Origin of the sequence: Chitinimonas sp., assembly GCF_036568685.1 — a bacterium.
Classification (GTDB): Bacteria; Pseudomonadota; Gammaproteobacteria; order Burkholderiales; family Chitinimonadaceae; genus Chitinimonas.
On sequence record NZ_DATCSC010000087.1, the window covers coordinates 15,606 to 39,074 of the forward strand.

Annotated in this window: 19 protein-coding genes; 11 read left to right on the top strand and 8 right to left on the bottom strand. The window is 62.2% G+C overall.

The window, feature by feature from the left end; genetic code table 11:
• Positions 1-7: 7 nt before the first annotated feature.
• Entirely contained in the window at positions 8-3,178 is a 3,171-nt protein-coding gene (locus VIM95_RS12790; protein WP_331986216.1) for a multidrug efflux RND transporter permease subunit, read from the top strand.
• Positions 3,168-4,580 carry a TolC family protein gene (locus tag VIM95_RS12795; RefSeq protein ID WP_331986218.1) on the top strand — a complete coding sequence of 471 codons (1,413 nt, stop codon included), beginning with the start codon at positions 3,168-3,170 and terminating at the stop codon, positions 4,578-4,580. The genes VIM95_RS12790 and VIM95_RS12795 overlap by 11 nt, the downstream gene beginning before the upstream one ends.
• 150 nt (positions 4,581-4,730) lie before the next feature.
• On the opposite strand, the gene VIM95_RS12800 is transcribed toward VIM95_RS12795, so the two are convergent.
• The 3 genes from VIM95_RS12800 to pmbA form a co-directional block, all read right to left on the bottom strand.
• On the bottom strand, positions 4,731-6,065 hold the full coding sequence (locus tag VIM95_RS12800; RefSeq protein WP_331986220.1) for a DUF1501 domain-containing protein: 1,335 nt from the start codon (positions 6,063-6,065) through the stop codon (positions 4,731-4,733).
• A 9-nt stretch (positions 6,066-6,074) separates the two neighbouring features.
• On the bottom strand, positions 6,075-7,754 hold the full coding sequence (locus tag VIM95_RS12805) for a DUF1800 domain-containing protein (protein WP_331986222.1): 1,680 nt from the start codon (positions 7,752-7,754) through the stop codon (positions 6,075-6,077).
• Between the two features lie 142 nt (positions 7,755-7,896).
• Positions 7,897-9,246 (bottom strand): metalloprotease PmbA, encoded by a 1,350-nt coding sequence (gene pmbA / locus VIM95_RS12810; protein ID WP_414648527.1) that lies wholly within the window; start codon positions 9,244-9,246, stop codon positions 7,897-7,899.
• Positions 9,247-9,398: 152 nt separating this feature from the next.
• On the opposite strand from pmbA, the gene yjgA reads away from it, so the two are divergent.
• The 7 genes from yjgA (at position 9,399) to VIM95_RS12845 (ending at position 17,912) form a co-directional block, all read left to right on the top strand.
• Positions 9,399-9,989, top strand: a complete 591-nt coding sequence (gene yjgA / locus VIM95_RS12815; protein WP_331986226.1) for a ribosome biogenesis factor YjgA — start codon at positions 9,399-9,401, stop codon at positions 9,987-9,989.
• Positions 9,976-10,551, top strand: a complete 576-nt coding sequence (gene mog / locus VIM95_RS12820) for a molybdopterin adenylyltransferase (protein WP_331986228.1) — start codon at positions 9,976-9,978, stop codon at positions 10,549-10,551. Before yjgA ends, mog begins: the two co-directional genes overlap by 14 nt.
• Before the next feature lie 100 nt (positions 10,552-10,651).
• On the top strand, positions 10,652-12,268 hold the full coding sequence (locus tag VIM95_RS12825) for an acyl-CoA synthetase (protein ID WP_331986230.1): 1,617 nt from the start codon (positions 10,652-10,654) through the stop codon (positions 12,266-12,268).
• A 180-nt stretch (positions 12,269-12,448) separates the two neighbouring features.
• Positions 12,449-13,111 carry a CsgG/HfaB family protein gene (locus VIM95_RS12830; RefSeq protein ID WP_331986232.1) on the top strand — a complete coding sequence of 221 codons (663 nt, stop codon included), beginning with the start codon at positions 12,449-12,451 and terminating at the stop codon, positions 13,109-13,111.
• 287 nt (positions 13,112-13,398) lie between these two features.
• Positions 13,399-13,782, top strand: coding sequence for a DUF4810 domain-containing protein (locus tag VIM95_RS12835; RefSeq protein ID WP_331986234.1), 384 nt, complete (start codon positions 13,399-13,401; stop codon positions 13,780-13,782).
• A complete protein-coding gene (locus VIM95_RS12840) occupies positions 13,779-14,447 on the top strand; it encodes a DUF799 domain-containing protein (RefSeq protein WP_331986236.1) in 669 nt (222 codons plus the stop codon). Before VIM95_RS12835 ends, VIM95_RS12840 begins: the two co-directional genes overlap by 4 nt.
• 168 nt (positions 14,448-14,615) lie before the next feature.
• The gene (locus VIM95_RS12845) at positions 14,616-17,912 is read left to right on the top strand and encodes a S41 family peptidase (protein WP_331986238.1); all 3,297 of its coding nucleotides are present in this window, start codon (positions 14,616-14,618) and stop codon (positions 17,910-17,912) included.
• A 46-nt stretch (positions 17,913-17,958) separates the two neighbouring features.
• On the opposite strand, the gene VIM95_RS12850 is transcribed toward VIM95_RS12845, so the two are convergent.
• Positions 17,959-18,159: a hypothetical protein gene (locus tag VIM95_RS12850; RefSeq protein ID WP_331986240.1), complete on the bottom strand. Its 201-nt coding sequence runs from the start codon at positions 18,157-18,159 to the stop codon at positions 17,959-17,961.
• A 171-nt stretch (positions 18,160-18,330) separates the two neighbouring features.
• Here VIM95_RS12850 and VIM95_RS12855 point away from each other — a divergent pair, with 171 nt between their 5' ends.
• On the top strand, positions 18,331-18,912 hold the full coding sequence (locus VIM95_RS12855; RefSeq protein WP_331986242.1) for a DNA-3-methyladenine glycosylase I: 582 nt from the start codon (positions 18,331-18,333) through the stop codon (positions 18,910-18,912).
• The gene (locus VIM95_RS12860) at positions 18,912-19,586 is read left to right on the top strand and encodes an alpha/beta hydrolase (protein ID WP_331986244.1); all 675 of its coding nucleotides are present in this window, start codon (positions 18,912-18,914) and stop codon (positions 19,584-19,586) included. Before VIM95_RS12855 ends, VIM95_RS12860 begins: the two co-directional genes overlap by 1 nt.
• 69 nt (positions 19,587-19,655) lie before the next feature.
• On the opposite strand, the gene VIM95_RS12865 is transcribed toward VIM95_RS12860, so the two are convergent.
• The 4 genes from VIM95_RS12865 to acpS form a co-directional block, all read right to left on the bottom strand.
• Positions 19,656-21,377 (bottom strand): hypothetical protein, encoded by a 1,722-nt coding sequence (locus VIM95_RS12865; protein ID WP_331986246.1) that lies wholly within the window; start codon positions 21,375-21,377, stop codon positions 19,656-19,658.
• Entirely contained in the window at positions 21,377-21,739 is a 363-nt protein-coding gene (locus VIM95_RS12870) for an STAS/SEC14 domain-containing protein (RefSeq protein ID WP_331986248.1), read from the bottom strand. Before VIM95_RS12870 ends, VIM95_RS12865 begins: the two co-directional genes overlap by 1 nt.
• A 234-nt stretch (positions 21,740-21,973) precedes the next feature.
• Positions 21,974-22,960 (bottom strand): signal peptidase I, encoded by a 987-nt coding sequence (gene lepB, locus VIM95_RS12875; protein WP_331986250.1) that lies wholly within the window; start codon positions 22,958-22,960, stop codon positions 21,974-21,976.
• Positions 22,961-23,081: 121 nt separating this feature from the next.
• Positions 23,082-23,465 carry a holo-ACP synthase gene (gene acpS / locus VIM95_RS12880; protein WP_331986252.1) on the bottom strand — a complete coding sequence of 128 codons (384 nt, stop codon included), beginning with the start codon at positions 23,463-23,465 and terminating at the stop codon, positions 23,082-23,084.
• Positions 23,466-23,469: the final 4 nt, after the last annotated feature.

Here is a 23,469-nt window from a genome sequence, read left to right on the forward strand (position 1 = left end):
TCGCTACATGTTCTCCCGTTTCTTTATCGACAGGCCCATCTTCGCCTTTGTGATCTCCATATTCATGGTGCTCGCGGGTCTGGCGGCGATGCGGACCCTGCCTATCGCGCAGTACCCCGAAATCGCGCCCCCGGTGGTCACGGTTCGGGCGTTCTACCCCGGTGCTTCGGCAGAAACCATCGCCGAAACCGTGGCAGCACCGCTCGAAAACGCCATTACCGGCGTGGAAGGCATGATGTATATGTCGTCCACCTCGACCTCCAACGGCGCGCTGGAAATTACCGCGACGTTTGAGATCGGCACCAATGCCGACCAGGCCGCGGTGAACATCAACAACCGTGTCAAACAGGCGGACGCCCGCCTGCCGGAAGAAGTACGCCGGCAAGGTGTGAGCGTGGAGAAAGGCTCTTCGGCCTTCCTGACGGTGACGGCGTTCTATTCGCCGGATGGCCGTTACTCCGACCTCTATACCTCCAACTACATCACCCTCAACGTCCTCGACAACATCAAGAAGATCCCCGGCACGACCAACGTGCAGATCTTCGGTGCCAAGGACTACGCCATGCGCATCTGGATCAGGCCGGATCGCATGACCCAGCTGAAGGTGACCGTACCCGAGGTGGCCGCCGCGCTGGCTGAGCAGAACGCCCAGTTTGCCGCCGGTAAGATCGGCCAGACGCCTAACGGTGGCAACCAGGAAATGGTCTACACCGTGACGGCCAAGGGCCGCCTGTCGACCGAGAAGGAGTTCGAGGATGTCATCATCCGCTCCAACCCGGATGGCAGTCAGCTGCGCCTGAAGGACATCGCACGGGTCGAGCTCGGTTCCAAGGATAACGATTTCAACGGTACCTACAACGGCAAGCCCGCGGTGCTGATGGGCGTGTTCCTGCAACCTGGTTCCAACGCCCTGGACGTGGGTGACGCGGTCAAGGCCGAGATCAAGCGACTGTCCGAGCGTTTCCCGCCCGGCATGACCTATTCCGTCGCCTACGACACCACGCGCTTTGTGAAGGTATCGATCAGTGAAGTGATCCATACCCTGGGCGAAGCCATGGTGCTCGTGTTCCTGGTGGTGTTCCTGTTCCTGCAGAACTGGCGTGCGACCCTGATCCCGACCCTGGCCGTACCGGTGTCGCTGATCGGTACCTTTGCCGGCCTGCACCTACTGGGCTACTCGATCAACACCCTGACCCTGTTCGGCATGGTGCTTGCCATCGGTATCGTGGTGGACGATGCGATCGTGGTGCTCGAGAACGTCGAGCGGATCATGCACGAGCAGCATCTGCCTGCTCGTGAAGCCGCCTTGCAGGCCATGAAGGAAGTGACCGGCCCGGTGATCGCTATCGTGCTGGTGCTGTGTGCCGTGTTCGTGCCCATCGCCTTCCTGGGTGGCCTGACCGGTGAGCTGTATCGCCAGTTCGCGGTGACGATCTCCATCGCCGTGGTGCTGTCGGGTATCGTGGCCCTGACCATGACGCCGGCGCTGTGCGTGCTCATGCTCAAGCGTGAACACAAGCAGACCGCCCGCTTCTTCCTCTGGTTCAACGACTGGTTCCATCGCATCACCGGGCACTACATCAGTGGCGTGACCTTCTTCATGAAGCGCTCGCTGCTGGGTATCTTCCTGTTCCTGGGCATGGTGGTGCTGACGGCTGGTCTGTTCAAGATCACCCCGACCTCGCTGGTACCGGATGAAGACCAGGGTTACTACATCAGTGCCATCTTCCTGCCGGACGGTGCTTCGCTGCAGCGCACCGACAAGGTAGTGGCCGAGGTCATCAAGGCCATCCAGTCCAACCCTGCCAACGAACACGTGCTGGCCTTCTCCGGCATGGACTTCATCGGCGGTGGCTTCAAGAACAACGCCGCCACCATCTTCGTGACCCAGAAGCACTGGGACGAGCGCAAGGTGACCACCCAGCAACTGGTGGGCGAGCTGTTTGGCAAGACCATGGGCATCAAGGAGGCGCTGGTACTGGCCTTCAACCCGCCGGCGATCTTTGGCCTGGGTAACACCGGTGGCTTCGAGGTCTATCTGCAGAACCGCGGTGAAGGTGGTGCCCGCAAGCTCGCCGAAGCCATGGGCCCGCTGATCGGTGCCTCGCATGCCGACCCGGTACTGGGTGGCGGTGGCGGCCTGCAGACCCTGTGGAAGCCGAATGCGCCGCAGCTGTATGTGAACGTGGACCGTGACCGTGCCAAGGCGCTGGGTGTGCCGCTCAACGACGCCTTCAACACCCTGGCCGGCACGCTCGGTACCTACTATGTGAACGACTTCAACAAGTACGGTCGCGCCTGGCAGGTACTGATGAGTGCGGAGGCCCCCTTCCGCAAGCGTCCTGAGGATATCGGCAACCTGTACGTGAAGAGCCAGCGTGGTGCCATGGTGCCGCTGTCGGCCTTCGCCAAGGTGGAATACACCGCCGGTCCCGATACGGTCGATCGCTACAACAACCTGCCGGCTGTGAAACTGCTGGGTAACGCTGGCCCGGGCTACTCGTCCGGCCAGGCAATCGCCGCGTTCGAAAAACTGGCGAAGATGCTGCCCAAGGATGTGGACTACGAATGGACCGGCTCGGCCTTCCAGGAAAAGCGCGTAACCAGCGCCTCGATCATCGCGCTGGCACTCGCTGCCGTGATGGTGTTCCTGATCCTGGCCGCCCAGTATGAGAAGTGGTCCCTGCCCTTCTCGGTGCTGCTGGCCATGCCCTTCGGTATCTTCGGCGCCCTGTTGGCGGTGAAGCTGCGCGGCTACACCAACGACGTGTACTTCCAGATCGGTCTGGTCACCTTGCTCGGCCTTGCCGCCAAGAACGCCATTCTGATCGTGGAGTTCGCGGTGATGAAGCACCACGAAGGCTACCCGGTTGCGGCAGCGGCGATCGAAGCGGCACGTCTGCGCTTCCGTCCCATCATCATGACCTCGATGGCTTTCATCCTGGGCGTGCTGCCGCTGGCGATCAGCCACGGAGCCGGCGCCGGTGCGCGGACTTCGGTGGGTACCGGTGTGGTGGGCGGCATGATGGCGGCGACCTTCCTGGCCATCTTCTTCGTACCGCTGTTCTACAAGCTGATTACCGCACTCAAACTGTCGACCACGCCGGATGAACTGGCACCGCCGAAGTCTGAGAGCGAATACGGCATCGTCGAGGGAGTCCATCACGATGAAAAGTAAGCTGTTCCAACCTACCCTGCTGGCACTGCTGGTGGCGGCCGGCCTGGCCGGTTGTGCCACCACGCCACCGCCCACCTTCGAATTGCCGGCGCACCAGACCGACAAGGCGCCGGCCGAACTGGCCGACTGGTGGAAGCGCTTTGAAGACCCGACGCTGAACGCGCTGGTCGACGAAGCCCTGGCGCACAACGCCGATATCATGACCGCGCTGCAGGACGTCAATCAGTCCCAGTCTGTGCTCTCGCAAGCACGTATTGCATTGTTGCCGGACGTCGACCTGAACCTGAATGGCACACGACGCAATCCCAGCGACGTGACCAGCCAGCCGGGCCAAGGTGGCACGACGACCGTCTACAAGGGCGGCGTGGCCATCTCTTATGAGGTGGACCTCTGGGGCCGCGTCTGGAAGGCCAAGGATGCTGCCTTGGCCAACCTGCTGGCCAGCCAGTATGCCCGGGAGACCACCCGCGCCGCTGTGGCCGCCCAGACCGCCAAGAGCTACTTCTCGCTCCTGGCCCTGGATGCCGACGAAGCGCTGCTGACCCAGACCCTGGCGACCCGCAACGAAGCCCTGGCCCTGCAGCAGAAGCGCTACAAGGCCGGTGCTTCGGGTGACTATGAGCTCAAGCTCGCCGAAGTCGAGCAGGCTGCGGTTGCCGCCAGCCTGCCCCGTACCGTGGCGGCACGCGAACAGGCAGAGGCCGCCCTGGCGGTGCTGCTGGGCCGCACCCCCAAGGAAGTGGTGGATGGCCACGTCAGCCGTGGCGCAGGCCTGGCCGAGCTGGCCAAAGCCCAGGAGATTCCGCCCGGCCTGCCGGCGGACCTCTTGACCCGGCGGCCGGACGTGCGTCGCGCCGAGGCGCAGCTGGCAGTCGCCGAAGCCAGCCTCAGCGAGACCAAACGACGCTATTTCCCGACCTTCTCGCTGACCGGCTTCCTGGGTGGCGAGAGCACCTCGCTGGGCTCGCTGTTCAACGCGCCGGCCAAGACCTGGAGCCTGGGCGCGGCATTGGCCCAGCCTATCGTCGGCCTGGCCCGCATTGGCGCCCAGGTAGATAGCGCGAAGGCCAGTCGCGACCAGGCAGAGATTGCCTACGCCCAGGCCGCGCGCGCTGCCTACGGCGATGCTCGTTCTGCCCTGGCCGGCCACCGTGCCGCTCGCGACGCGCTGATTGCCACCCAGCTGCGCGCAGACAGCCAGAGCCGCGTCAAGGAGCTGACCGAGAAGCGCTACCAGGCCGGGGTGAACAGCTATCTCGACCTGCTCAATGCCGAACGCGACCGGCTCTCGGCCGAGCGTGATCGCGTCAGCGCGCTGGAGCAGCGTCTGGATTCGCTGGTCACGGTGTATCAGGCGCTGGGCGGTGGCTGGAGTTCGGACAATCTGGTCAAGGCCGACTAGCCCCAGCTTTTGTAGTGGAGTAAATCAAAGCCGCACACCTCATGGTGTGCGGCTTTTTTCTTGCCATGGCGGTGATGGACTCAACTGGGGCCGCAGCCCCCGCCTAATTCAGAATGTCGCCGGATCGGATTGCGCTGACCGGCGCGGGCCTTAACGCATAAAGCCCAGATTGGCCTGCGGAAAGGCGGCGATATTGGGGAACACCTTGGGCAGATCCGTTGCCTGCACGCCCAGCCAACTGGCCAGGGTGGCGCCATACTGCTGTACCGCGGTAGTAGGCAGCCAGCGCCCTTCGTTGGTGACATCGTCCGCGCCACCCAACACCAGGCTGGGGAAACGGCCATAGGTCCCCCCTTTGACCGAGCCCCCCATGACAAAGTGGTGGGCACCCCAGGCATGGTCGCTGCCACCGCCTGAGGCGGGCTTGAGGGTACGGGCGAAGTCGGCCTGGGTGAAGGTGGTGACCTGGCTCAAGGCGCCAAGCTGGTTCAAGGCGTCGTAGAAGGACTTGAGCGCCGTACCGAGCTGCCCCAACAGCGTGGCCTGGCGGTTGAGCTGGTCGGTATGCGTGTCGTAGCCGCCGTGCGAAACGAAGAATATCTGCCGACCGGCACCGAGGGTTTGCCGCGCGCCGATTACGCGCGCGACCTGGTGCAGCTGCTGGGCAACGCTATTGTTCTGGCCGGCAAACAGGCTGGCTACGGGCGAGGTACCGGTCAGCACCGGCGCCAGGGCCGAGCTCGCTGCAATGGCTCGGTTCATGGTGCCGGCGGCTGCCTGGACCAGCTGATTGCCGGCATCGAGTCCGCGAAGCTGCGTCATGGCGCCAAACAAGGGGCTGCCGGTCGGGTTGGAACCGAAGCCATTGAGACCGATACCGCCGTTGGCGGGAATGGCCAGCGGTGTCGTGGCATTCCCTACGGCAAAGAGATTATTGCCGCCGGTAGAAATAATCAGGGGCAAGGCACCGTTGCTGCCGGCGAGGTCGGCAATGCGGCCGGCCCAACCGCTGCGGCTAGGGCCGCTGCTGACGGCCGACTGCCATTGCGCCTGCTGGTCGGAGTGGGAGAACAAACTCTCCGGCCGGTTGGCCGCGTTGGCATACTCGGCTTTGCTGATGGGCCGATTGAGCGTGCCCACGTTGAATTGCATGGCCAAGTGGCCGGCGTTCCAGATCGGCAGCAAAGGGGCGAGACCAGGATGCAGGCCGTAATTCACGCCTGGCAAGGCAATCAGACTGCTCTGTGCCAGGCCAAGCCCGCCTGTAGCAGGGTTGCCGCGCGCCTTCAGGTAGTCGGCGTAGCCGCTGGCATCCGTGGGGACGATGGTGTTGTTGCTGTCGTTTCCGCCAAACAGGAAGACACAGACCAGCGCCCGATAGTCGCTGCCCGCCAAGGGGGCTGCCAGGGCGTCGAGCCGGCTGATTTGTTCCAGCAGCGCCAGCGCGGCGGAGCTCTTCAGGAATTGTCTACGCGAGATCGTCATGGCTATGCCTTAGCGCTGTACCAGAAATTGTGGCGACGTCAGCGCCAGATAAAGTGCGGCCCGGGCCCGACCGTAGCTGTCGGTCGCGGCCACGCTGTCCACCCCTTGCTTGATTCCGGCGCGCACGTCGTCACGCAGGGCGCCGTGAAACAGCAAGAGGTTGATGCGATCGAGCAACTTGTTGCTGTCACCTCCCAAGGCCAGCCAGGGCGCCCAGTCGATGCGGGTACCGACCGCGCCGGGCACCGAGGCATCCGCAGCAATCCCGTTCTGGGCCAGGACCGCATTGACGAAATTGGCTCGGGCAAAGGCAGTCGTCGCGTCGTAGATACCGAACGGTGGCGCTTGCAGGCTGCTCTCCGGCAGGGGGTAATCGGGCGGGTAGTAGTTGAAGACCGAAGGCGGGCTGTAGACATCCTGCGCCATGGTCGCGCTCTGGGCGCGCAGGTAGACGCCATCTGAACTGCCACCTACGCTGCGCAGCAGATTGACGGCGAAGAGCGCGGGTTCCCGCAGCTTGCCGTAGCTCACCTCGTCATGCCGATCGCCGCGGGCCTCGCTGTCCAGCAAGATGGCGCGCAGCACGGCCTTCATATCGCCACGCACACCCTGACCATTATTGTTGAAGGCTGCGCTGACGCGGCTGACGTAGGCCGGGCTGGGATTGCTGGTAACCAGCTGCTGTATCAGCTGCCGACCAATGAAGGGACCGACATTGGGGTGGTTGAACAGGCTGTCTATGGCATCGCTCAGGTCCTTCTCCGCCCCCTGCCCGGCTGGCAGCTGGCGGCCGTCAAGCAACGTCTTGGCGGCGACGTCGTGATGGTCAGCAAAGGCCACCATGCGGCCTTCGTAGTTGCGGGGATTGGTCCATTTGCCGTTGACGCCCGGCCGCGGTGGGTAGGTCCAGCCGGTAAAGGCATGGGCAAAGCCTTCGACCACATCCTGGTCATAACTCGGGATAGGCTTGCCTTTGCCATCAAGCTGCTGGCTGCCATCCGGGTTCAACTTCCAGACACCGATGGAAAACAGCTGCATGACCTCGCGGCCGTAGTTTTCATTGGGCTCAGTGCCACGTGCCGGGTTGGGCTTGTCGTTGTTCACCATGTCGAGGTAGTCGCCCATCGCCGGGCTCAGGGTGACCTCGTACAAGATGTCGCGGAAGTTGCCGAAGGCCTGGTTCAGCAGAATGTTCTGGTAGGCCGCCATGGCATAAGGCTGGCCGATGTCGCGGCCCGAGATCACCAGAATCTGTGACAGTGCGAAGGCAACCCGCTGACGGAGCTGGTCCTTGCCGTTGATGGTGTTCTGGAAGAAGCGTTGCTGCAGGTAGAACGGCGTGTAGTTGTCCCGGAAGCAGTTGCTGGCCGAACCGGTGGGACAACCGACATTGGAATTGGCGTCAAGAAAGGCAAAGCCCTGGTAGCCCGTAGCAGGCTGTGCGAACTGGTCTTCCACAAAGCCGGCAATGCCCAGTTGCTTGACTGCAGCCAGGCTGGCATCGGTCGGACCAAAGCTGCTTTGCTCCAGCAAACGCAAAGCATCCGGTTCACTGACGCTGGCACCTGGCGGGGGGGGCGCTGGTGGCGGTGTGGTACCGGACGACGGGGTAGTGCTATCGCCGCCGCCACCGCCGCAAGCAGCGAGTGCAAGCGCGATCAGGGCGCTGCTGATTCCATGCCATTTCATTGCCCCGCCCACCTTTCCGATTTGATAACCGGGCTAGCTTACCGCAGGACAATGGAATATCAATGACAAATGAATAGTCAGAATGGCCGACAGGGCGAGCGGCGAGCATCAGCCCACCCGCTCATCCTTGCAAATCGGCGCATCAGGCACCTGCGATCGTCATGCGCTCCACCAGGATGGAACCCACTCGCTTGCTGCCACGTAGGTCGATGTCGGAGCCAATCGCAACGATATCCTGGAAAATCTGCTTCAGATTGCCAGCAATGGTGATCTCCTCCACCGGATGCACAATCTTGCCGTTTTCCACCCAGAAGCCGGCGGCGCCGCGTGAGTAGTCTCCGGTGATGCCGTTGACGCCCTGCCCCAGCAGCTCGGTCACAAAAAGGCCGGTACCCAGTTGCCGCAGCATGTCATCCAATCCGCCGGCCGTGGGCCGAACCAGCAGGTTATGGCTACCGCCGGCATTGCCGGTAGTGCTCATGCCCAGCTTGCGGGCGGAGTAGCTACCCAGGAACCAGCCGTTTAGGACCCCGTCGGTTACCAGTTCGCGGCGGACGCAGGCCACACCTTCAGCGTCGAAGCTGGAACTGGCCATACCACGGGCCAGGAAGGGGTCCTCGACAATCTGCACGATGGGCGAGAACACTGGCTTACCCAACGAGTCGAGCAGAAAGCTCGCCTTGCGATAGAGGCTGCCGCCCGAGGCGGCCGACACCATATGGCCAATCAGACCAGATGCCAGGGTCGGATCATAGAGCACACGGTATTCACCGGTTTTGATGCGGCGGGCGCCCAGCCGGGCAATGGCCCGCTCACCCGCCTTGCGGCCGATCACGACCGCGTCCTCCAGGTCGGCAGCGGCGCGCGCCACGCTATACCAGTAGTCGCGCTGCATGGCTTCGCCCTCTTGGGCGATGATGGAGGCAGAGATCGAGTGCCGTGAGCTGACGCTGGGGCCGATAAAGCCGTGCGAGTTACCGTATACCGATTGGCCGATATGGCTTGATACGGTGGCCCCCTCGGAATTGCTGATCCGGCTATCCACGTCGCGCGCCGCACTTTCGCAGCGCCGGGCCAGTTCAATAGCTTCTTCCACCGGCAGGGACCAAGGATGGAAGAGGTCCAGGTCCGGGAAGACCGTAGCCAGCCGCACCGGGTCAGCCAGGCCGGCGGCATCGTCCTCTGCCGTATAGCGGGCAATCGCCAGGGCCGCGCTGACCGTCTGGCTCAAGGCCTCGGCGGAGAAATCGGAAGTACTGGCGTGGCCTTTGCGTTGCCCCAGGTAGACCGTGATGCCCACGCCCTTGTCACGGTTGTATTCGATGGTCTCAACCTCACCCAATCGCACACTGACGTTCTGGCCTACACCTTCCGATACATCCACATCGCAACTGGTGGCGCCTTGCCGTTTGGCATCGGCAAGCACCTGCTCCACCAGGCTGCGCAGCGCAGGCTGGCTATAGGAAAAACCGGATTCGACGGATGAGTTCACAGGCATCTCGATGGTCTTGGCAAAGGTTGGACAGCGACGACAAGCCGGATCTGCACTTTCAGCATAATTCGGCGGCGGGGAAGTTGCCCGGCTGGGTAGGTGGCGCCGGGTCCGGTATCATAACAGTCCGTACTACAAAACCTGTTCCTGCCATGTCCCGCACGCCGCACTCCGACTCCGACTTTGCCGATGACTTCGACGGCGAAGAGATTGAATATGTTTCCAAGTCGCAAATGAAGCGCGAGATGGAGGCACTGCAGGACCTGGGCGTGCAGCTGATCAGCCTCTCCAAGCTCCAGCTCAAGAAGCTGGACCTGCCGGATGCCCTGCTGACTGCCATCAAGGACGCGCAGAAGATCACCTCCAACAGCGCCATCAAGCGGCAGCGCCAATACATTGGCAAGCTGATGCGCGACGTAGACCCCACCCCCATCCAGGCCCTGCTTGATAGCCTGAAGGGTGACAACGACCGGCAGAGCGCCTGGCTGCACCAGCTTGAGCGCAGCCGTGATGAATTATTGACCGACGACAAGGCGGTGGCCGCCCTGATCGCCGAGCATCCCAGCATCGATATCCAGCAGTTGCGCCAGTTGGTGCGCAATGCCCGTGCCGAACGCGCGGCGCAGAAACCGCCCAAGCACTACCGCAGCCTGTTCCAGTTCCTCAAGGAGATCTACCCGGAACCGGCCCTGACAGGCCAATCCGCAGCTGAGGACGACGCCGAGGAAGATGAGGATGAGTGAGGCTCTGCGCATCGGCCTGGTCTCGGTCAGCGACCGGGCCAGCAGTGGCGTTTACGAAGACAAGGGCTTGCCCGCGCTTAAAAGCTGGCTGGAGGAAGTACTGCAAACCCCGTTCACGGTGGTGGAGCGGTTGATCCCGGATGAGCAGCCCCTGATCGAAACCACACTCAAAGCCCTGGTGGACGAGGATGGCTGTGGTCTGGTGCTGACGACCGGCGGAACTGGCCCTGCCCCACGTGATGTGACGCCGGATGCCACACTGGCTGTGGCCGACCGTGAAATGCCGGGCTTTGGCGAGCAGATGCGGCAGATCAGCCTGCGTTTTGTACCGACCGCCATCCTGTCGCGGCAGGTCGGCGTGATCCGGAAGCAGGCGCTGATCCTTAATTTGCCGGGCCAGCCCAAGGCGATCAAGGAAACCCTGGAAGGCTTGCGTGACGCCGACGGCCAAGTGGTGGTGCCCGGCATCTTCGCAGCCGTGCCCTACTGCCTTGATTTGATCGGCGCCGCCTATATCGAAACCAACGAGCATCGCGTCAAGGCTTTCCGACCCAAGAAATAACATCGCGCACAGCGGCGGCCCGTCATCGGCCGCCCCATGTGCCAGCACGCTGCAGGCCGGGAAGTTGTTCGTCATCCGCCAACGATCGAGGAGATTCAAGGTGTACGAAACAGGTCTGGACAAGAACCCGGCAAACCATGCGCCGCTCAGCCCTTTGGGCTTTATCGAGCGGGCGGCGCAGGTCTACCCCGACCGTACTGCCATCGTGCATGGCACTTTGCGGCAGAGCTGGCAGCAAACCTACCGCCGCTGCCGGCAGCTCGCTTCTGCGCTGGCCAAGGCCGGCATCGCCAAGGGCCACACGGTTGCCGCCATGCTGCCCAACACGCCACCCATGGTCGAGGCGCACTTCGGTGTGCCCATGTCAGGTGCGGTGCTCAATACCCTCAATACCCGGCTCGATGCCGAGGCCATCGCCTTCATGCTGGACCACGGCGAGGCGCGCGCCGTGCTGGTGGACCGCGAGTTTGCTCCGGTCATCCGCCTGGCGCTGGCGCGCAGTAAGGTGCAGCCGCTGGTCATCGATGTGGACGACGTGCTGTACCAGGGCGACAACCATCCTATTGGATCGCTCGAATACGAGGCCTTTCTGGCCAGCGGCGACCCTGACTATGCCTGGTGCCCCCCGACGGATGAATGGGACGCCATCTGCCTCAATTACACCTCGGGCACCACCGGCAACCCCAAGGGCGTGGTCTACCACCATCGTGGCGCCTATACCAATGCCGTCAGCAATATTCTCGAATGGGACATGCCCAAGCACGCGGTCTATCTCTGGACCCTGCCGCTGTTCCACTGCAATGGCTGGTGTTTTGCCTGGACCGTCGCCGCACGTGCCGGAGTGAATGTCTGTCTGCGCAAGGTCGACGCCAAGGCCATCTTCGATCTGATCCGCCAAGAGCGGGTCACCCACTACTGTGGCGCCCCCATCGTGCACAACCTGCTCTGCAACGCGCCCAGCGAGCTCAAGGTCGGCATAGACCACCTGGTGCATGCCATGGTGGCCGGCGCGGCCCCGCCGGCGGCAATGATAGAGAGCATGGAGCAGATGGGCTTTGATCTGACCCATGTCTACGGCCTGACCGAGGTCTATGGCCCAGCCGCCGTCTGCGCCAAGCAGGCCGCTTGGAGCGAGCTGGATATTGGCGAGCGGGCCCGGCTCAATGCCCGCCAAGGGGTACGCTACCACCTGGAAGACGGTATTACCGTGCTTGATCCGGAGACCATGCAGGCAGTACCGCATGATGGCCAGACCATGGGCGAGATCATGTTCCGCGGCAATATCTGCATGAAGGGTTATCTCAAGAACGAAAAGGCCACCCGTGAGTGCTTTGCCGGCGGTTGGTTCCATACCGGCGATCTCGCAGTCGTCGATCCGGACGGCTACATTAAGATGAAGGATCGCAGCAAGGACATCATCATCTCCGGCGGCGAGAACATTTCCAGCGTGGAGGTAGAGGATGTGCTGTACCGCCACCCCGCCGTGCTGGCCGCCGCGGTGGTGGCCAAGGCCGATGAGAAGTGGGGGGAGACGCCTTGCGCCTTCGTGGAGCTGAAGGCTGGCAGCCAGGTGACAGCCGAGGAGATCATTGCCCACTGCAAGGCGCATATGGCCGGCTTCAAGGTGCCGCGTCATGTGGTCTTTGGCGAGCTGCCCAAGACGGCGACCGGCAAGATCCAGAAGTACGAGCTGCGCAAACGCACCGCGGAAGCCTGATCCATCCTTGCTACCGGCATGTTGTGGCGCGGCGGAGTCCGCGCCACTTTGCCTATTTCAAGGTATTTCTACCTGACTATATCGGCTGACCAGGGTTTACCAGACGCCCGGCCAGCCGCTACCATGCGCGGCCGCGCTGCTGCTGCAGCCCATAAAATCATCGATAAACCCGGAGTAGGAATGCATAAGTCGCTTCTCTCGCTCGCCTTGCTGGCGGCCCTTGCCGGCTGCGCCACCGAGCAATCCCGTACCCTCGAGGTCGCCAAGGTTGCGGCCTCCGCCACCCCCTACAAGGGCGCCCGGAGCCCGATCTCGGTCGGCAAGTTCGACAACCGATCGAGCTTTATGCGTGGCATCTTCACCGATGGCGTGGACCGCCTCGGTGGCCAGGCCAAGACCATCCTGATCACCCATCTCCAGCAGACCGGTCGCTTCAGCGTGCTGGACCGCGACAATATGAGCGAGACCGCCCAGGAAGCCTCGCTGGCCAAGAAGGCGCAGGCGATCAAGGCTGCCGACTATGTGGTGACCGGAGATGTCACCGAGTTCGGCCGCAAGGAAGTTGGCGACCAGCAGCTGTTCGGCATCCTTGGGCGTGGCAAGTCGCAAGTCGCCTACGCCAAGGTCGCCCTGAACGTGGTCAACGTACAGACCTCGGAAGTGGTCTACTCCGCCCAGGGTGCAGGGGAGTTCAGCCTGTCCAACCGCGAAGTGATCGGTTTTGGCGGCACCGCCGGCTACGACGCCACGCTGAATGGCAAGGTGCTGGACCTCGCCATCCGCGAGGCCGTGAACAACCTCACGGCGGGTATCGATTCCGGCGCATGGCGGCCGGCGCAGTAAGCACCTGTTATGAACGCAAGTCATTGATTGGAGGAGGGGGAAGCGCAGGCAGCAGGGCGACCCTGGCGCCACGTGGCAGTGGAACCTCATATAGTGGCGCTTTCCTGTTTTACCCCTCCCCTCCCGCAGCTTTGCACGCACAGGTTCTAGGCGCTAAAGCGCCAAGAACTCTGGCAGCCACCGCTGCGGGTAACCTCGCTGACGCTCGTCATTGCCTTGAATTAGCTTAAGCTTTTCAAGCACTTGAACTCATAACAAACTCCAGACCGATACAGGTATTTGAAACAATGAAATTTGTACTGACAACGCGCCGGGCACTCGCCGGCGTGGTGGCTTCGGCTGCGCTGCTGGGGGGCTGTGCAGCCCCCGCCAAGAGCATTTACGGCTGGGGTAGCTACCAGCAACAGGTTTACGACCATTTCCGCGGTGATGGTCGTAGCCCACAGGACCAACTGGCTTCGCTGCAGCAGGACCTGCAGACCATCCAATCCAAGGGAGAGGCTGTTCCACCGGGCTACCACGCCCACTTGGGCCTACTGTACGGCGAGCTGGGCCAGCCCGACCAGATGCGCCAGCAGCTGCTGGCCGAGAAGGAACTCTTCCCCGAGTCCGCGACATTTATGGACTTTCTGCTCAAGAAGATGCCGGCCAAGCAAGGAGAGGTACGATGAATTTTTCAGTCTGCAAGGGCATCCTGGCCGCCCTCTTCCTGATCGTACTCGCCAGTGGTTGCGCGACCGCGCCCAAGTCATACGACTACACGGCATTCAGGGAAGCCAAGCCGCGCTCTATCGTGGTCCTGCCGCCGCTTAACAGCTCGCCTGACGTCAAGGCGACCTACAGCATGCTGGCGCAGATGAGCTACCCGCTGGCGGAGTCCGGCTACTACGTGCTACCGGTCAGCCTGGTGGACGCGGCCTTCAAGGAAAATGGCCTCAGCAATGCCGCCGAAGTCCATGCGGTGCCTACCGCTAAGTTGCGCGAAATCTTCGGTGCCGACGCTGCGCTCTACGTCGAGGTGAAGGAATACGGCTCGAGCTACCGCATCATCAGCAGTGAAACCGCCGTGGCGGCCGAGGCGCGGCTGGTCGACCTGCGAACCGGCCAGACGCTGTGGACCGGCAGCGCCCGCTCCTCCAGCGCCGAGAACAACAACAATAACAACAACGGTCTTGCAGGCATGTTGATCGGCGCCCTGATCAACCAGATTGCCAACTCGGTGAGCGACAAGTCCCACACCTACGCCGGCATCACCAGCCAGCGCCTGCTCACCGCGGGCGGTGGCCAGGGTCGGTTGCTGTATGGCCCGCGCAATGCCAAGTACGGGCAAGACTGAGTAGCCCGTCCATCAAGAAAATGCCGCATGGGTAGCCTTGCGGCATTTTTTTTTGGCTACGCACACAGGCGTCACCATTCATCCCTCCAGGCGACTGGTCGTCGCATGCAGGCAGAAGCTTGAGAGGTGGCTCAGTAAGATGCCGCTTTTCCGAACCGCTCCTGCGCCATGAAACTGACCCGTCTCGCCGCCGCCTTGGCCGGCCTCCTGGCCTCGCAAGTCGTACCTGCTGCCAGCAATGGCTATTTCCGCTTCCCCACCTTGCAAGGCAATACCTTGGTATTTACGGCCGAGGGAGATCTGTGGAGCAGCGACGCGAGTGGCGGCACTGCCCGCCGCTTGACCAGCCATCCGGCCGAGGAGACCCGCGCCGCGCTATCCCCGGATGGCCAGTGGGTGGCCTTTTCAGCCAACTACGACGGGGCAACCGAGGTTTATGTGATGCCCCTGGCCGGCGGCTTGCCCAAGCGGGTCAGCTTCGAGAACACGCGCGCCTTTGCCTTGGGCTGGACGCCGCAGGGGGAGGTACTGTTCAGCGCCCAGCACAGCAGCGGGCCGAACTCCCTGCGCGTTGTCGCCGCAGTCAATCCGAACACGCTGGCCAAACGGGTATTCCCCTTGGCCGACGCCAACGATGCAGTGCTCGATGACAAAGGCGAAAACCTCTATTTCGTCCGCTTCGGCCTGGCCACCACCAATGACAATGCCCGCCACTACCGAGGCGGTGCCATGGCACAGCTGTGGCGCTATAACCTGAAATCCGGTGCCGAAGCGGAGCGCATCGGCCCGCGCGATGCCAATCTGCGCCGCCCGATGTGGTGGAACGGCCAATTGGTGGTGATCAGCGATGCCGATGGGCGCGACAATCTCTGGTCGCTACGTGACGACGGCAGCGATGCCCGCCAATTGACCCAACATCGCGATTTCGATGTACGTTCCGCCAGTCTGAATCAAGGCAAGATAGCCTACCAGTTGGGCGCGGATCTGCATGTACTCGACCTCGCCAGCCTGTCGGACAGGGCACTGGACATCCGTTTGAGCTCGGACTTCGACCAGCAACGTACCCGCTGGCTGGACAAGCCGCTGCGCTATATGAGCAGCAGCGAGCTATCACCCGATGGCGAGCGGGTTGCCGTTACCGCCCGCGGCCAGGTCACCCTGGCCGGTGTCGGCCCCATCCGTCGCATCGATATTGCCCAACCTGCAGGTAGCCGCCTGGCAGCTGCCACACTCAGCCCCGATGGCAAGTGGCTCTACGCGATCTGCGATGCCAGCGGCGAGGAGGAGGTCTGGCGCTTCCCGGCCGACGGCAGTAGCGGCGGCAAGGCGCTGACCCATGATGGCACCACCCAGCGCTGGAACGTGCTGCCTTCGCCCGATGGGCGCTGGCTGGCCCATAGCGACAAACGTGGCCGACTTTGGCTGCTGGAGCTTGCCAGCGGGCATAACGAGCTGATCGATGATGGCGGCGCCGTCGGGAACGAGGAGTACGACGCCCTGCGCTGGTCCCCGGACAGCCGCGCCATTGCCCTGGTCCGTCAGACCAGTGCGCGCCAGCTGTCCCGGATCGGTCTCTATTCCCTGGATCGCAAGCACCTCACTTGGCTGACCAGCGACAAGTACCAATCCGGTTCGCCAACCTTCAGCCCGGATGGCAAATGGTTGTGGTTCCTCTCCGAGCGTAACTTCCAGGCCCCCGGTGGTGGTCCTTGGGGCGACCGCAACACCGGCGCGCACTTCAGCCAGCGCAGCAAGCTATACGCGCTGGCCCTGCAGCCCGGCAACCGCTTCCCGTTCCAGGCCAAGGATGAACTGCAGGCCGGCAAAGCGGCCGAGGACAAGGCCGAGGCGAAGGAAGACAAGAAGGAAGAGAAGAAAGCCGACAAGCAGGAGAGCAAGAAGGATGACAAGCCCAAGCTGCCTGCCATTGTGTTCGACGGTTTGGCTGAGCGTCTGTATGAAGTACCAGGTGTCGCCGGCAATTTCCTGGACCTCAAGAGCGATGCCAAACGCCTGTATCTGCTGGAACACGATGGTGGCAAACGCGATCTGAAGACCCTGGCCATTGAAAATGGTCCAGCCAAGCTCGAATTATTCGCCTCGGAAGTCAACCAGTTCGCCTTGTCACAGGATGGCAAGAAGCTGTTCTACCGCAAGGCAGGCAACGATGGCGGCGATATGTGGATCGTGGAGGCCGGCGCCAAGGCACCAGCGGATCTCGGCAAGTCGGCGGTGCGAATCGGCGACTGGGGCATCCAGGTCCGGCCGCGCGAGGAATGGCGGCAGATGTTTGCCGACGCCTGGCGCATGCATCGCGATTCGCTCTATGACCGCAATATGCGCGGCGTGGATTGGTCTGCCGTGCGCACCCACTATGCACCACTGGTAGAGCGCGTCACCGACCGCAGCGAGCTGGATGACGTACTGGGACAGATGGTGGCTGAGGTCGGCTCACTGCATTCGCAAGTGGCGGCAGGCGACATGCGCCGCAGCCCGGAGAGCGTTGCCGTGGCAGGCTTGGGTGCCGACCTGCAACGCACCGCCAATGGCTGGAAGGTAAGCTACATCTATCACACCGAGCGCGAACTACCGGGTGAGCGCTCGCCGCTACAGTCACCGGGTGTGGATGTGCAGGTCGGTGACGTGATCGTGGCGGTGAATGGTCGCAGCACCCGCGAGGCCCGCGATATCTCCGACCTCCTGCTCAACCAGGCCGGCCAGCAGGTACTGCTGGAGATCAAGCGCGGGGATGCCCCCAGCCGCAAGGTCGTGGTCGTGGCGGTCAACGCCCAGCGCCAGGCCGCATTGCGCTACACCGACTGGGAGCAGACCCGAAAGGAGGCGGTGGAGAAGGCTGGCCAGGGCAAGCTGGGCTACCTGCACCTGCGCGCCATGGGTGGCGACGATATGGCTGGCTTCGTACGCGAGTTCTATGGCCAATATGACCGCGATGGGTTGATCATCGACGTGCGGCGCAACAACGGCGGCAATATCGACAGCTGGATCATCGAAAAGCTGCTAAGGCGGGCTTGGGCCTACTGGGCGCCCCCAGCCGGTGGCTCCTACACCAATATGCAGCAGACCTTCCGCGGCCATCTGGTGGTGTTGACCGATGCCCTGACCTATTCCGACGGGGAAACCTTCGCCGCCGGCATCAAGGCCCTCAAGCTGGGCCCCTTGATTGGTAGCCGCACCGCCGGTGCAGGTGTCTGGTTATCGGACCGCAACAACCTGGTCGACAACGGCCGTGCCAGGGTCGCCGAGAACCCGCAGTTCGGCGTGGATGGCAGCTGGCTGATCGAGGGTGTGGGGGTGGTACCCGATATCGAGGTGGAGAATCCACCCCACGCCACCTTCCTGGGCCAGGACAAGCAGCTGGAAACGGCGATTGCCTGGTTACAGCGTAAATTGGCAACCGAACCGGTGCCACCACTTCAACCTGCCGCTATCCCCCCCTTGAAATAGGCGGCGACCTCACGACCTTCCCTTGTCGGCAGCGCCGACAAGGGGGTCAGAATTCAAGCCGGAACAGATCGTCTCCCAGGTCATCGGCCAGTTCGATGGCGATTTCCGGATGGTGCAGCAAGTGCATGCCATAGCGGAAGTCGATCAGATCCTCATGGATCAGGACTTCGAACAAGGCGCGGCTGGCGCGGATCAGGCGGGGTTGGAATTGGGGCTGGGCGATCGCCTGCTGCAGGATCTGGATCATGGGTACGGATTGTTTGTACAAGCGTGCAGTATTTTACCATCAATCTCGCCATCCCTAGCGCAAATCGCGGAGGCTGGCCGGCTTGCGCCAAGGGCCGATTGATTGGAACATGCTCGGGCTCAAGCTCCCCTCTCCCGCTGAGCAACCCTCTTGTCCTCCGCCGGATTTGCCATGACCGAACCTTGTCGCTGCCGTTGGGCCAACCCGAAGAACCCGCGCTACCTTGCCTACCATGACGAGGAATGGGGCGTTCCCTGTCACGATGATCGGGCCCTGTTCGAAATGCTCAATCTCGAGGGGGCGCAGGCCGGCCTGAGTTGGGAAACCATCCTGAACAAACGCGAGTCCTATCGACTCGCCTTCGATGGTTGGGACGCTGAATGCATCGCCCGCTATGACGAGGCCAAGGTGGCCAGTCTGTTGCAGGACCCCGGCATCGTCCGCAACCGCCTCAAGGTGGCGGCAGCGATCGGCAATGCGCAAGCCTATCTGCGCCTGCGCGAGCGCGGGGAGAGCCTCGACTCCCTGCTCTGGCGCTATGTGGATGGCAAACCACTGCAGAATATGCTGCAACCGGGCCAGGGAGCGCCCGCCAAGACCGCCCTCTCGGACCGCATCTCCAAGGATCTGAGCAAGCTCGGTTTCAAATTCGTCGGCTCGACCATCATCTACGCCTTTATGCAGGCCGCCGGCCTGGTCAACGACCATGCGGTGGACTGCTTCCGCCATCAAACCGTGAAAGAACTCTGCTGATGAGCGCATTGCTCGAACATATCGAAATAGAAACCCGCCCTGCACCGCAATGGAGCGTGATCTGGATGCATGGCCTGGGTGCCGATGGCAATGACTTTGTACCGGTAGTGCCGGAGCTTGGTCTGGAAAGTGAGGTTGGCGTGCGCTTCCTCTTCCCCCACGCGCCCATGATCCCGGTGACCTGCAACAATGGCTACGTGATGCGGGCCTGGTACGACATCCTGGAGATCGGCAGCATCAACCGGCGGGTGGACGAAGCCGGTATCCGCGCAAACCGCGAGGCCATCCGGGCCATGATCCGGCGTGAAAACGAGCGCGGCATTCCAACCGAGCGCATCATTCTGGCCGGCTTCTCGCAAGGGGGCGCCATGGCCTACAGTGCGGGCCTGACCCATCCCGAGCGGCTGGGCGGCATTATCGCCTTGTCCACCTACATCCCCTCGCAGGCGCTGATTGACGCTGAGCTGAGCCAAGCCAACGCCGCCACGCCCATCTTCGCGGCGCACGGTGTGCAAGACCCCATCGTGCCCTTCGTGTTGGGCGAATCCGCGGCGCAGTGGGCGAGCAGCCAGGGCCACCCGGTACAGTGGCAAGGCTATCGCATGCCGCATTCAGTCTGCATGGAGGAGATCGAAGCGATCGGTCTTTGGATCAAGGCTCGGATCAACGCTTGAACCTGCTGCACCGGCAACAAAAAGCCGACCCATCCGAGGTCGGCTTTTTGTTGCCCGAAAATCCCCGCGTCAAGCATCGCGACGCAAGAGCTCAACAATGGTCCAGATCCAGTCCGGCCCCTTCTCCAGGGTCTCACCTATGCGCACCATAAAGGATTTATCGCGTGCCAGTACCTGGTAGAGTCGCCCCGGCGCATAGTCGGCGGAGTGCAGCAGCAGGCTGTTGGCACGCCGTCCCTCACCAAAATACGGGATGTAGAGCCCGTTCTTGCGCATCACAAGGCCCACCGTGTCGATCCCGTCTACCGCCATTGGGGCGTGACGCTCGTCCTCCAGCGACTTCATGCTGGCCGATACCGGCGTGCCGGTGAGTATCTGTACGCCGGCGTAGAGCTGGTCGGCATCAATGCGATTCAGCCGACGGATCACGGCAATATGCCAGTTTTCATGGTCGTTATTACGCAGTGCCAGCAGTACGCCCAGGCGCACCCAGTCGTGCCCCTCTACCGGTAGCAAGGCACCGAAACCGCCTTCGGACTGGTTTTCGACGACCCATTCGTCGTGCTCTATGGACTTCGCCTTGTTTACATAGGCATGGTTGCGCGATTGCGCCTGTGCCAGTTTCTGCTTGGTCCGGTCGGTCACATAGCCATAGAGTTTCATGTCCATGACTTCGTCGTTGTCGGGAGCATTGCGCGCCGAGGCACGCTGCATGGCCCGTTCATCGTCAAAGCGCACAGCCGAGAAGATGGCAGTCAGCCCCGAGGTCACCTGGATCAGCTTGCTGACCTTGGTCCGCTCGTTGCGGCTGGATTGTTGATTGCGTTCGCGCGACCAGAGTATCTCCAGCTGGCGCAGGAAATCGAGGCAGGCCGGCATCCGCGCATCGTCGCCCAAGCCCAGGCGGGCGGGCGAATCACCTGCTTCAAGCTGTCCAATGATCTTGCCCATCTCGGCCAGCAGGTCACCCACACCCCAGAAGCGCATCATGTCGCCTTCGACCGCCTCATGGATCTTTGCCGGGCCGGAGGGTTCTGCCAGATTCACACAGAACTGGTGAATCCCGTCGCGGTACTTGCGTTCTATTTGAACCTGCCGCGACCAGCCGATCAGCCAACGGTCTGCCCAGTCATACTGGCGCAGGTTGAAATTACCGTTGTTGAGGGTAGCCAGCATCTGGATACGGATGAACTCGTCTGCGCACGAGGTGGGCTGCATGTCCAGCTCGGGGTAGAGCGGGAATGCCTGGCTGTCGATGCCACTGACTTCTGCCAGGCGGTAGAGCTGGTTTGCCGCTGCCCAAAGGGTTGAGGGCGGATTCTGGAAGCGAAAGTAGTGCCACTTCACCTGGATGCCGACGTAATGCGTGGCACGCGCCAGCATCAGGGCAGTGGCCTGCTGAAAGCCCGCCTCCTCTTCCGGCCTGGGATCCTCCAGGCGGACGAAGGGGTGGTAGGCGGCCAGCATGGCGCGGGCAAAGCCAACAATATCGCTCCATAGCTTCTCCTCGATCGCCTTGCCGGCGCGAGGGTTCTGGATGTATTGCTGCCGTACCTGATCGAAGGTGGATTGAATCTTCTCATCGATCACAAACAAGGCTTGCAGAGTCGAAAGCGCCAGAGGGCGGCGTTCCAATGACTTGATCGCCAGCTCGTGCACGGCCGCCAATTGCCCTGCGATATCCTGTTCTTGTTTGAGGTCGCGCACCCATTGCGCCGCGGTACGAGCGTCAGCCAGCGGGTCGCTTTCCCGCTTGACCATACCGGTTAGGGAGCCAAACAATCCGCGCATCAGCCAGCCACCGGCGTTGTGGTCAGCAACCAGGATTCCGCCTGCTGACCATCTTCAAAGACCTGCACATCGCTATCCACGAACAAACGGGCCACCCAGGTTGCCCAGGTCGTCCACTGGTCTGCAGTTACGACAGCGATATGTCCAAAATCGGCGGCATGCTCGCGGGAGAAGCGGATCTCCTCCCAAACCACATCCAGCGTGTAGCTCAACATCTCGGTCAGGTCGAGCATCAGGTTGGGCCGACCGTGGAATTTGAGTTCGTAGAGGACGTTTTCCTCGAACTCCTTGTAGTCCGCCAAGGTAAATTCGCCGGCAACCGTTGCCAGCACGCAATGGGCTTTATGTTCGATGGCTATCATCCCGGCATCCCTCTTGTTTGGGCAGGCGTCCGGGCCGCTGGTCGGCCCGGATGCGACCTCAGGCTATGACTTTGTTATAGCCGAGCCGTTCACCTTGTTCCCAGCATAGCGGAGAGCGAGGTGCACGGGCCGCTACGCGGCAAATCGCCGTGATTAATACCACAAGCCGGCATGGCAACGCCAATCGGACACCTGGGCGCGATAGGCAATGTAGCTACATATCACGCCCGACCCTCAATGTATGCGCATGCCCATGCGCTCCCAGATTGGCAAATGGCCCCAACCTGGCCAACTGAGCCAGACCATGAAGGCCTGCCCCGCCAGATTGCCCTCAGGTACGAAGCCCCAGTAACGGCCATCGCTGCTGTTATCCCGGTTGTCGCCCAGTACCAGATAGTGGCCTTGCGGCACCCGGCAACGAAAACCGGACACGTCATACTGGCATTGCCGCTGGTAGGGGAAGTGATCAACCTGGAAAAGATCGATTACCGGCTTGTCAGGTTCGATCAAGGTCTGATGGCTGACTTTGCCGAACGACTCCCGCTGAAGTACAGCCTGGGTCAACTGACCTTGCTCATTGCCATAGCGATACTGGCCTATGGGCTGGCTGTCCATGCGCACACCGTTCACCATCAAGTGCTTGTTGCGGTACTCCACCAGGTCACCCGGCAACCCGATCATCCGCTTGATCAGATTGGTCCGGGGATCCTTGGGGTGGCGGAACACGACGACCTCCCCTCGTGCCGGCCCGGCCCGACGTAGCAAGGGCTGGTCGACAAAGGGAATACGCAAGCCGTAGGCGAGCTTGTTGACCAGGATAAAGTCACCAACCACGAGACCGGGACGCATGGAGCTGGAAGGTATTTGCATGGGCTCAACCAGAAAGGTCTTGCCTACACCAATCAGCCCAAGTACCAGCGCATTGGCATAGCCAAAGGCCGCCCAGCTCGGCAATGCCCGTTCATTGCCCTTTGCGCGGTAGCCCCGCAACCGGGCGAACAGGGCGAGCACGGCCGGTGCCAGCATGATCAGAAAAAACAGGTCGCTAGGATTGGCCCACAGGGACAACACGCCCCAGGCGCCTACCAGCAGCAGGAAATAGCCCCACAGGGCCTGCCCCGGCATTTGGTCGGCATCATGTACCGGCGGGGTGGCGCGGGCACGCCAGATCAGCAAGGGGCCCGCAAACAGTGCGGCAAAGGCAAGCAAGGTCCAATTCATGGCTTATCCGTGTAACGCTGGAAGACAGCGATGCAGTGCATGCTAGCGACTATCGCTGACTTGGCGACGTGCTAGGCGACGAGCCACGTGACGGCCGGGATGAACGACTAGCCCATCCAGCTCAAACGCGCTCCAGGACGACAAAGGCAACCACGGCGCTACGTTCATCACTCAGCGACAGATGGGCATGCCGAATATTGCGCTCGTCCAGATAGGCGGCTATCGCGGCATCGAAAGCGAGGCCCGGCCTGCCCAACGCATCATGCGTAATGGTGATGCCTGCCAGCGACAGAGGGGGACGGATACCGGTACCCACCGCCTTGGCAAAGGCCTCCTTGGCTGCCCAGCGCTTGGCCAGGAAGCGGGCAGGATCGGTGGCGGATGCGAACTCGGCCTGTTCATCCTTGGCCAGCAGCCTGTTCAGAAAGCGTACGCCATGGCGCTGATAGGCCTCCGCCATGCGCGCGATATCGATCAGATCGGTCCCGATGCCGTAGATCACCATCCAC